Source organism: Micromonospora acroterricola (assembly GCF_003172955.1).
Lineage (GTDB): Bacteria > Actinomycetota > Actinomycetes > Mycobacteriales > Micromonosporaceae > Micromonospora > Micromonospora acroterricola.
This window is the reverse complement of record NZ_QGKR01000182.1, coordinates 67780-78106: the sequence shown is the minus strand read 5'-3', so window position 1 is coordinate 78106 and position 10327 is coordinate 67780. Positions and strand designations below refer to the sequence as shown.

At 73.5% G+C, this 10327-nt stretch carries 9 protein-coding genes and 1 pseudogene; 5 read left to right on the top strand and 5 right to left on the bottom strand.

Features of this window, described 5'->3' with window-relative positions; all coding sequences use genetic code 11:
- The 5 genes and pseudogenes from DKT68_RS13110 to DKT68_RS13095 all read left to right on the top strand — a co-directional run.
- Positions 1–623: pseudogene (locus tag DKT68_RS13110) on the top strand (glutamine synthetase); the annotation flags it as partial.
- Between the two features lie 207 nt (positions 624–830).
- Positions 831–989 carry a hypothetical protein gene (locus tag DKT68_RS31175; protein ID WP_161556655.1) on the top strand — a complete coding sequence of 53 codons (159 nt, stop codon included), beginning with the start codon at positions 831–833 and terminating at the stop codon, positions 987–989.
- A gap of 101 nt (positions 990–1090) precedes the next feature.
- On the top strand, positions 1091–1543 hold the full coding sequence (locus DKT68_RS13105; protein WP_109817689.1) for an ATP-binding protein: 453 nt from the start codon (positions 1091–1093) through the stop codon (positions 1541–1543).
- A 38-nt stretch (positions 1544–1581) separates the two neighbouring features.
- Positions 1582–1872 (top strand): STAS domain-containing protein, encoded by a 291-nt coding sequence (locus tag DKT68_RS13100; protein ID WP_161556654.1) that lies wholly within the window; start codon positions 1582–1584, stop codon positions 1870–1872.
- Positions 1873–1948: 76 nt separating this feature from the next.
- Positions 1949–3154: a PP2C family protein-serine/threonine phosphatase gene (locus DKT68_RS13095; protein WP_109817687.1), complete on the top strand. Its 1206-nt coding sequence runs from the start codon at positions 1949–1951 to the stop codon at positions 3152–3154.
- Between the two features lie 18 nt (positions 3155–3172).
- Here DKT68_RS13095 and DKT68_RS13090 read toward each other — a convergent pair whose 3' ends face one another.
- From DKT68_RS13090 to DKT68_RS13070, 5 genes are all read right to left on the bottom strand, one after another.
- Entirely contained in the window at positions 3173–4318 is a 1146-nt protein-coding gene (locus DKT68_RS13090; protein WP_109817686.1) for an alanine racemase, read from the bottom strand.
- The gene (locus tag DKT68_RS13085; RefSeq protein ID WP_109817685.1) at positions 4315–5913 is read right to left on the bottom strand and encodes an IucA/IucC family protein; all 1599 of its coding nucleotides are present in this window, start codon (positions 5911–5913) and stop codon (positions 4315–4317) included. The genes DKT68_RS13090 and DKT68_RS13085 overlap by 4 nt, the downstream gene beginning before the upstream one ends.
- A complete protein-coding gene (locus tag DKT68_RS13080) occupies positions 5910–7535 on the bottom strand; it encodes an IucA/IucC family protein (RefSeq protein ID WP_109817684.1) in 1626 nt (541 codons plus the stop codon). The genes DKT68_RS13085 and DKT68_RS13080 overlap by 4 nt, the downstream gene beginning before the upstream one ends.
- Positions 7532–8701: an ATP-grasp domain-containing protein gene (locus tag DKT68_RS13075; protein ID WP_109817683.1), complete on the bottom strand. Its 1170-nt coding sequence runs from the start codon at positions 8699–8701 to the stop codon at positions 7532–7534. Before DKT68_RS13075 ends, DKT68_RS13080 begins: the two co-directional genes overlap by 4 nt.
- Positions 8702–8784: 83 nt before the next feature.
- Entirely contained in the window at positions 8785–10320 is a 1536-nt protein-coding gene (locus DKT68_RS13070) for an MFS transporter (RefSeq protein WP_109817698.1), read from the bottom strand.
- Positions 10321–10327 lie beyond the last annotated feature (7 nt).

The following is a 10327-nucleotide window of genomic DNA, read 5'->3' as shown; positions in this document are numbered from 1 at the left end:
GCTCCGGCATGCACACCCACCAGAGCCTCTGGCTGGGCGGCGAACCGCTGTTCTACGACGAGACCGGCTACGCCGGCCTGTCCGACACCGCCCGCTGGTACATCGGCGGCCTGCTGCACCACGCCCCATCGCTGCTGGCCTTCACCAACCCGACGGTCAACTCCTACCGCCGCCTCGTGCCCGGCTTCGAAGCGCCGGTCAACCTGGTCTACTCCCAGCGCAACCGCTCCGCCTGCACCCGCATCCCCGTCACCGGCGCCAACCCCAAGGCCAAGCGCGTCGAGTTCCGCGTCCCCGACCCGTCAGCCAACGTCTACCTCGCCTTCTCCGCCATGATGATGGCCGGCCTCGACGGCATCAAAAGCAAGATCGAACCCCCGACCCCGATCGACAAGGACCTCTACGACCTCCCGCCGGAGGAGTGGGGCGACGTCAAGCAGGTCCCGGGCTCGCTCGGGCACGCGCTGGACTCGCTGGCCGACGATCACGACTACCTGCTCGATGGTGGCGTCTTCAGCCCGGACCTGATCTCCACGTGGATCGAGTGGAAGCGCACCAACGAAGTCCAACCGACGCTGCTGCGGCCGACCCCGCACGAGTTCACCCTCTACTACGACTGCTGAGCACGCGGGCTGAACGGGAGACCGCGATCCGACCACACGGCGACATACCACCTGGCTGCCCCGTTGTCGGCCGTTCCGTTCTCCGTGCCCGATTCGCCGTCCCCCGGAGCGGCGCGGAGCGCTCGTTTGGCGCTGGCCCGCCCGGGAAAGCGACGGGTCCGCACCGCGCGGGGACCCGTCCTCGCGCTGCACGGACAGGAGGATGACATGGGTGACCGGGAGCGACTGCACGACATGCGTCAGAAGGCGCACGACGCCGGCATCGAGGGCAACTCCAAGATGACCGAGGACCAGCTGCGCGATGCCCTGCGCAGGGTCGGCAAGGGCACCGAACCGGAGATGGCCAAGCGGGACGCCCGCCGCTGACGGGCCAGCGAACGACGCCGGTACCCGGTTCGGGTGCCGGCGTCGTCGGCCGTCCCGGCGTCCTGCGAACCATCGCGAGCTGCGGCGTGTACGTTGCGCAGGTGAGCGACAGCGACCTGGCCCGGCCCGATCCGAGTGATCCGGGCCGTGAACGGGACGCGGTGACGTTACTGTCGGAGCCGATCGCCGCAGCGGCGGTGACGCGGCTGCGGCACGCGGTCGCCGCTACCGCCCGGCGAGCCGGTCTGACCGACGACACGTTGGAGGACTTCGTCTTGGCCGTGCACGAGCTCGTGACCAACGTCGTGCGCCACGGCGGCGGCAACGGGCACCTGCGCCTGACGGGTGACGGCGTGTCCGTGACGTGCGAGATCACCGATAACGGCCCCGGGATCGGTGACGTGCTCGTCGCGCTTCCGAGCCCGGCCACCCCCGGGCACCGCGGGTTGTGGCTGGCCCAGCAGCTCACCGACGGGTTGACGATCGACAGCGGGTCGCAGGGGCTCACCGCGGTGGTCACCGCCCACCTCGCACCGAAGGGCGACGACCGGTGAACGCGGGCACGGGCCAGACGTGGCAGTCGTCGACGACCGTGAGCGAGGGGACCGCCGTGGTGGCCCTGTTCGGGGAACTCGACATCACCGGCGCCGCCCGGCTGCGCGAGATCCTGCACAACGCGATCGACCAGCACAGCCGGGTCGAGGTCGAGCTGGGGCAGGTCAGGTTCGTCGACTCCACGGTGCTGAGCACCTTCGTCAACGCCCACCGCCACGCCACGGCGGCACACGTCGGCTTCACCGTGAGCAATCCCGTCGGCCACGTCCGCCGCGTGCTCACGATGACCAGGATCCTGCCGATGTTGGAAGGGCGCGACACCCGCTGACGGTGGCACCCGTCCCGACGCCACCGCACCGTGGCCGGCGGCACGGTCATCGTCGACCCAGACATGAGGTACGGACATGAGCGGTGCGACCGACCGGCTGTGGCTCGACGCGTTGACCGACATTCTCGCCCGTTCACACCTGTTCCAGCCCGGTGAGCTCGCCGAGGCGGTCGACGCGGCGGTGGCGCCTCTGGGCATCCGTACGACGATCCACCTGGTCGACGAGGAGCAGCGCACCCTACGCACCGTCCCGCAGGAGGGACGGCCCGCGTCCGAGCCCATACCGCTGGACGTCACCCTGCCGGGCCGGGTGTTCTGCCTGGTGCAGACCCTGCCCCTCAGCGACGGTGCCGGCTGGTGGGTGCCGATGGTCGACGGCACGGACCGTCTCGGCGTCGTGGAGTTCGCGTTTCCGGGCGGCGTCGACACGGACGACGAGGTGACCCGGCAGCGCTGCGAGACGATGGCCGGCCTCATCGGGCACCTGATCACCGTCGCCGCACCGAAGGGCGACTTCCTGTTCCAGGTCCGTCGGGCCCGGCCGATGTCCAACAGCGCGGAGCTTCTGACGCAGATGCTGCCCCCGCTGACGTCGAGCTGCGCACGGCTCACCATCAGCGCGATCCTCGAACCGCGCTACGACGTCGGCGGTGACGGCTACGACTACGCCGTCGACGGTCCCCTCGCCCGGATGACGGTCTTCGACGCCGTCGGTCACGGACTCCGGGCGGGGCTGGCGTTGACCGTCGCCATGATCGCCATCCGTGCCGCGCGCCGGGCCGGACACGGCCTGTACGACCAGGCCAGGGCCGCCGACGCGGCGTTGCTCGAACAGTTCGATGACGCCCGGTTCGTCACCGCCGTGCTCACCGAGTTGAACCTGGACACCGGGATGCTGCGCTACATCAACGCCGGGCATCCCGCGCCGCTGCTGCTGCGCGGCGCCAGGTTGGTTCGGGAGTTGCCCGCCGGCCACCGCATGCCGCTCGGTCTGGACGATCCGGGCGTGCAGGTCGGCGAGGAGATGCTGGAGCCGGGCGACCGGCTGTTGCTCTACAGCGACGGGGTGACCGAGGCCCGCGACGCGCACGGGGAGATGTTCGGCACCGAGCGGCTGATCAACCATGCCGAACGTCACGCCGCCTCCGCGCTGCCGGCCCCGGAGACGCTACGCCGGCTGGCGCACGCGGTCACCGCCCACCACGACGGGCCTGCCGTGGACGATGCCACCCTGCTCCTGGCCGAGTGGTCCCCGAGAGCGGTGCGCCGCACACTCCCCTGAATCCACCGCCCGATCGGCTCACGGCCGCGGCGGTCGGGCCGCCCAGTCGGCGGCCACCTCGCGTGGATCGCCGGTCCGGAACAGCGGCGGCTCGTGCAGCAGGAAGTCGCGGTGGCTGATGTTCCAGGCGTACGCCCCGGCCATCGCGAACGCCACCACGTCTCCCACGGCGATCGGCCCCGCTGTGGCCGAGCGGGACAGCACGTCCTTCGGGGTGCAGAGTTGCCCGACCACGGTGACCGGCCCTCCGTCGGTGCGGGGGCCGGGGGTGCCCCTGCGCCGGTGCACGGTGAACGGCTGCGGGTGGCCCTTCGCCGCCGGTGTGCGCAGGTGGTGCGTGCCGCCCGCCACCACCACGAACCACTCGCCGTAGGAGCGCTTCACGTCGACGACCTCGGTGAGGTAGGCCCCGCAGTAGGCGGTGACCGAGCGGCCCGGCTCGATGCGCAGTCGCAGGCCCGGGTACGCGTCGAGGATGCCGCCCAGCTCCCGGCCGTAGCTCGCCCAGTCGAATCGTGCCGCCGGGTCGGCGTAGTCGACGGCCATTCCCCCGCCGACGTCGACCTCGGCGGCGCCGACCTCGGCGACGGCCCAGCGGACGACCGCGGCGGCGACCGCGCCGGCGAGCGGTGCGTCCAGCCCGCTGGCCAGGTGGGCGTGGATCCCGCGCACCTGGACGCCGGCGGGCGGGCGGCGGGCGCACTCCACCGCGTCGGCCGGATCCATCCCGAACGGGCTGGGCCCGCCGCCCATGACCAGGCTCGCGCCGGGTGCGTCCACCGGCAGGTTCACGCGCAGCAACACCCGGGCCGGCCGGCCCGACGCGACGGCCAGCCCGCCGAGTCGCCGCAGCTCGGCCGGCGACTCGACGTGGATGCGGTGCACACCGGCGGCGAGGGCGGCGGCGAGGTCCTCGTCGGTCTTGCCCGGCCCGGCGTACGCGGCCGGCGCCCGACCCGGCAGCACCTCGGCCAGCCGGCGCAGCTCACCACGGCTGGCGGCCTCGAACCCGTCCACGACCGGGGCGAGGGCCCCCAGCACGCCCGGGTCCGGGTTCGCCTTGACGGCATAGAGCAGCTCGACGCCCTGCGGCAGCCCCGCCCGGATGGACCGGGCGTGCGCGGCGAGCGCGTCGAGGTCATGGACGTAGACCGGTCGGGTCACCGTGGTCCGCCCATCGGGTTCGGCACCGTCACGAACGGCGCGGCCCGGTCGGCGTCGCGACGCCACCGGACCAGCAGGTTCGCCTTGGCCACCAGGGGTTCGCCGCTCAACAGCGCGCGCAGCTCCGCCGGATCGCCGAGGTCGGCGGCCACCGCCTCGACGACGGCACGCAGCTCCTGCCACAGCCGCCGTTCGATGCCCGGCCGCGCGTCGGCGAGCGCGCCGCAGACGCCGCCCAGGTGGTTGACGAAGAGGCAGTAGACGATCCGGCGGCGAGCGTCCCGCGGACCGTAGCCGGCCTGCGGCGGAACACCGTCCGGCCAGCTGGCCCACCGGCCGGTGTCCAGCTTCACCCCCTCCAGGTCGCGCAGCAGCATCCGTACCGGGTGGCGTTCCCGGTCGAGCACCACGACCACGTTCTGCAGGTGTGCCTCGTGCACGACGCCGTGGCGGAGCCAGCAGCGCAGCACCGCCGGCACCAGGAGCCCGACGTACGCGCGCCACCAGGCCACCGGATCCGGTGGCGCCAGCGGCGTGGCGGCCAGCGCCGCCGCCAGCATCGGGGTGTCCCCGGGTCGCAGGTGCGGGCGCAGGCCGGTGCGCAGGATCGTCCCGTACGCCTCGTCCGCGCCCCGGATGCCGACCGTGCGGTAGGCGGGCTCGGCGAGCAGCCCGACCCCGGCCGGCATCGGCACCCGGGCCAGCAGCTCGGTCAGGGCGACCGCCCCGGTGAGCTCGTACCGGGCGTTCTTGCGGAGACAGTTGGTGATCCGTACGTGCAGGCTGGTCTTCACGAACAGGTCGGCGTCGGGCGCGTAGAGGGTGCGGACGCTCGCCGTCGGGCGTACCGGAACGCCGGCCGGACCGAGATGGCGAAGGCGCGGGTCCGCCGGTGGGATCAGTGCCACCTGCCAGGGGTGCACCGGCAGCACCCGGTGCCCCGGTGGGGGTGGCGGCGGGTCGAGGGCGGCGATCAGCGGGTCGAACGGCCCGGCGCCGGCGACGAGGTCGTCCGGCACGGCGAGCCAGTGCAGCCGGAACGCGGTGCGCAGCTCCGGGGCGTACGCCCGCCAGCCGTCCGGGTCGCCGCTGCGCCACTTCGGCGCGGGGTGGTGCGGGTGGCCGAAGACCAGCGACTGTTCGGACTCGACGTACGCGTCGATGGCCGGCTCGCCGGTGGGCGTGGGATCCTGCGCCGGACGCTCGGCGAGCAGCCGGGTCACCGTGTCGCGGCTGGCCTGGACCTGCCCGACGAACTCGCCGTTCACCAGGCCGGTGCGGGAGGCGAGTTCCGCCGCGACCAGGGCGGCCAGTCCGGGGGCGTCCAGGCCCTCCCAACCGCCGCCGTCGGTCTCCCGCTGCACCGGCCCGGTGTAGCGGTGCGCGCCGAGCGACGAGGCTCGCGCGACGGCGCAGCGCAGCGTCACGCCGAGGTGGCGCAGTCGCAGACGCGCGAAACCGTCGACCACGGTCGTGTCGCCGTCGGGCAGGCCTATCTCGCGCACCAGGCAGCCGAAGACGGTGTGGGCGGCGGCCAGGTCGGCGAGCTGGCTGGTGTCGGCAGCCGGCCGGGAGCGCAGCTGCGCGCTCGTCATCGTGTCTCCCGGAGGTAGTTCGGGCCGGTGCGGCGGTAGTACTTGTTGATGTCGGAGCAGCCCAGTCGCTGCTTGGGCAGCAGGGTGCCGGAGGTGAGCATCGCCTTGATGGGTAGGTGGGCGACCCGCAGGACCCGCTCGGTGAAGGAGCGCGCCCCCGGCCCGTCGCCCCACCGGTCACGGGCCGCGGCCAGCCGGGGCGCGAGCGCGGCGGCCGGTGACGGCACGGCCAGCCCCCGGGCGGCGAGGTCGATCAGGGGCGCCGCCGCGGCCAGGTGCAGGGTGATGGTGATGAACACGTCGGCCAGCTCCTGCGGGTCGCGTACCCACATCCGGTCGTCACGCAGCGGCAGCCCACCGGGGCCGCCATGCCGGAGATCCAGTCGGGCGCCGTCGTTGTCCTTGTAGAGCAGGCCGACCGCACCGCCGGGGTGCACCAGCAGGTGGATGTTCTGCGGGTGCGCCTCGAGGGCGATCCCGTGGCGTAGCCAGAGGCAGACGTGCCAGTCCAGCAAGAGGTCCAGGTAGGACTCCAGGACCGCCTCGGGCCGCCCGGGGCTGATTCGTTCGAGGACGGTGCCCGCCACCGGGTCCGGTGCGGCGAGGGCGGCGACCGGCACCACCTGGACGCCGGCCAGATCGCGCGGGAACCGGCGCAGCAGGAAGCCCGGGCGCTCGTCGCCGCCCACGTGCGCGTAGGTGCCCTCGTCGGCATGCCGGATCCGACCGGCGAAGGCCGGTTCCGCGCCGGCGATCCGATCGAGCAACCCGGCGACCGTCGCACCGTCGGCCAGCGAGCCGGGTTGCAGGGTCCGCCGGTTGCGGGCGCCGAGGCTCGCGGTGGGCAGCGGCACCTTCAGGTGCAGGTACGGGTCGTGCTCCAGCGCCACCGTCCGCATGGAGAGGGTGGGCCGGACGGGGATCACCGGCAGGTCGGTCACCGGCAGCGCGTCGCGTGCCGAGGTGAGCGGATGCGCCGGCATCAGCAGGTGATCCGGGTGCTCCGCCCGGGGCCACCAGGAAGGGAGGTCCCCGGTGCGGCGCACCTCCTCGGCGGGCACGGCGTACCAGCGCAGCGGGAAGCGGGGCGCGTGCTCGGGCGCGTACCGCAGCAGGTCGTCGTCGCTGAGGCCGTGCCGGCAGCGGTCGGTGGGATAGACCGGGTGGCCCTGGTGCGCGGCGAGCACGTCGTCCAGGAGCGCGGCCGGCATGCCGCTCGGGGTGGTCGCGCGTTCCGCGGCCACCGCGGCGAACACCCGTGGCCGGGCGCGGGCGGCGAGCCGGCGGGCCCGCAGGTCGGCTCGACACTCGGCGCGGAAGTTCCGCCAGCCGGCCTCGGCCTCGGGGTCGCCGTACGGCGCGAGCAACGTCAGCAGGCCGTCCACTGTGTCCGTTCGGCGCGTGCCCCCGTCGACGACGACGTGCACCACCGGTGCGGCGCTGCGCAGGGACTGCTGGAAGCCGTCGGCGCGCACCGGTATCCGTAGCAGCCCGGCGGCGTGCGGGACCTCCCACCGGTCGGGGGCGGCCAGTCGCCCCCGGCTGAGCAGACCGAGGTGGTCCTCGCGCAGCAGGGCGTCGAGCACCCGGCCGAACACCTCCCGCTCGCAGTCGTCGCTCACTCGGCGATCGTCCACTGGAGGTCGCGGCGGAAGGCGGTCAGCGACTCCCGGACCGTGTCCCGGTCGACACCGATCCCGTGCAGCACGGCCAGGTAGTCACGGTTGGTGCCGGTGCGCTCGGCGACGCGGCCCACCTCGCGGAGAGGCCGGCAGCCCAGCCGGACGTCGTCGTGGACCGTGTCGAGTCGGCCTGGTGCGGCGGCGAGCCGACCGGAGCGGTCTGCGCAGACGTACTCGACCCGAGCGTACCGGTCGACGACGGCCGGCAGGTCGAGGGCGGCCAGCGGCTCGCCGAGGTGCAGCCGGATGACGTACTCGAACAGGGGCACGCCGAGTAGGTCGGCGAGGATCAGGTCCATCCGGTCGCCGATGAGACGGTAGTTCACCTCGATCAGCCGGACCCGGCCGTCCTGGACGACGTACTCGGTGTGGCAGGCGCCGAAGCCGACCCCGAGCGCGTCGAGTCGTGCCCGTAGCTGGGCGCTGGTCGGCTCGTCGGGGGGCGACCAGTCGAGGCTCTCCTCGATGAAGGTCGGTGGCGGCCCGAGGTGGGTACGCCAGCCGCCGAGAACGGCCAGCGTCGCGCCGTCGCCGAGGGTGTCGTACGTCCGCAGCTCCCCGGCGAGGTACTCCTCGACCACCAGTGCCACGTCCGGTCGCCGGTCCCGGATCTCGGTCACCCGGGCGGTCAGCTCCCGCCGGTCGGCCACCAGGTAGGCGTCCTCGCTGGCCACCCCCTCGCGGGGCTTGACCACCGCCGGGAACATCTCGTCCGGCACGGCGGCCGGAGCGCCGGGGTCGACGGTGACGGTGCGGACCACGTCGAGCCCGGCGGTCGTGACCGCCCGGCGGGTCGCGGCCTTGTCCTTGCAGACACGGGCCGCGTCCGGATCCTTGCCGGGCAGGCCGAGCTTGCGGGCGGCGATCGCGGTCACCTCCTGGAGGTGGTCGCTGTTGGACAGCAGCGCCGCCGGCCGGTCGGGCGCTGTCGCCGCGACCACCGCTGCCGCGTCCCGGCTCGCGCACCGTGTCACCGGCGCGCCGGCCGGCCACCTCTCGGGCTGGTCGGTCAGCACGGTGACCGGCAGCCCGAGCGAGGCTGCCGCGGGGAGGAACCCGTCGAGGACGGCGTCGGTGGGGTTGAGCGCGGTGATGTACAGCCGCATACCACCTCCGTCACTGGACCGTCGTCCCGATTAGGATAGCCTATCCTTATTGTCAGGGTATGCGGGGTATGCCGGCGTTTCGACTAGCCGCCGTCGGCCGCTGCTCCAGTCGGCACGTCCCGCTCGCCGCCACGCTGATCCGAGCGCTGCGCCCGGTGCAGCAGCCCGGCGGCGACCAGGCCGCCGAGCAGGACGGCGATCGCGCCCACCGTCTGGCCGGTCTCCAGCGCCGAGGCGAAGGCGTCGGTCACGGCCTCGCGTTCCGTCCCTTCACGGGCAGCCGCGAGAGCTGCGGGAAACGAACCGGCGCCGGCCAGGGCGGCGGGCAGCAGGGCGGCGAACCGGGCGTTCAGCACCGCGCCCAGCACGGCGATGCCGAGGCTGCTGCCGACCTCGGTCATGGTGCCGTCGACGCCGGCGCCGGCACCGGCCTTCTCCGCCGGTATCGCGCTCATCACCGCCTCGACGATCGCCGGGTTGGCCAGGGCGCAGCCGACACCCATGATCAGCAGTCCGCCCAGCAGCACCCCGTAGCCGTCGGAGGGGACGAGGGTGACCACGGCCAGACCACCCGCCAGCAGCGTCATTCCGACGGCGATGGCGGCCGCCAGGCCGAGTCGGCGGATCAGGGTCGCGGCGACGCCGCTGACGTTGAGCAGCACGATGGACAGAGCGAACGGCGCCATGCGCAGGCCCGCCTCCCAGGCCGGATAGCCGCGGACGAACTGCAGGTGCTGGGTGAGCAGGAACAGCGCGCCGGTGGCGCCGAACGTGATCAGGACGACCCCGGAGATCGCGCCGACGAAGCGCCGGTCCCGGAAGAAGTGCATGTCCAGCATCGGATGCGGGGTCCGCCGCTCCCAGCCGACGAAGAGCCCGAGCAGGAGCACGCCGACGGCTGCCACGCCGAGGACCTCGACCGACGCCCATCCCCGCTCCGGGCCGGAGATGATCGACCAGACGACCGCGGTCAGCCCGCCGGTCGAGAGCGCCGCGCCGACCACGTCGAGGCGACCACCGGCCGGATCGCGGGACTCGGGTATCAGCGCGCGGCCGGCCAGCAGACAGACCAGCACGATCGGGACGTTCATCAGGAAGATGGCGCCCCACGGCAGGTGGGCGAGGATGGTGCCGCCGATCGGTGGTCCGACGGCGAAGCCCAAGGCGCTGGTGGCGGCCCAGATACCGATGGCCCGGGACCGCTCGGCGCCGTCGAAGACCTGCATCGCGACCGCGAGGGTGGCGGTGACCAGCAGTGCCCCACCCACCCCCATACCCGCCCGGGCGGCGATCAACTGTCCGCTGGTGCTGGCGAGACCCGCGGCCAGCGAGCCGAGCCCGAACAGGACCAGCCCGGCGAGCAGCATCCGGCGGCGCCCGTACCGGTCGGCGGCGCTGCCGGCGGTGAGCAGCAGTCCGGACAGCACCAGCGCGTACGCGTTGATCATCCATTGCACGTCGGCGGTGCTGGCGCTCAGCTCGGTCGTGAGCACCGGCACCGCCACGGTCAGCACCGTGTTGTCCAGCACCACGACGAGCTGCGCGACGCAGAGCACGGCCAGGATGAGCCACCGTTGGGGCAGTCGGGCCGGCGCCGCCGTCACGGCCCCGTTCCGCACCGCCGGC

Excerpts from the sequence above, each read along its gene's own strand:
- DKT68_RS13075 (WP_109817683.1), bottom strand. The coding sequence starts at position 8,701 with ATGCGGCTGTACATCACCGCGCTCAACCCCACCGACGCCGTCCTCGAC.
- DKT68_RS13085 (WP_109817685.1), bottom strand. The coding sequence starts at position 5,913 with ATGACGAGCGCGCAGCTGCGCTCCCGGCCGGCTGCCGACACCAGCCAG.
- DKT68_RS13095 (WP_109817687.1), top strand. The coding sequence starts at position 1,949 with ATGAGCGGTGCGACCGACCGGCTGTGGCTCGACGCGTTGACCGACATT.
- DKT68_RS31175 (WP_161556655.1), top strand. The coding sequence starts at position 831 with ATGGGTGACCGGGAGCGACTGCACGACATGCGTCAGAAGGCGCACGAC.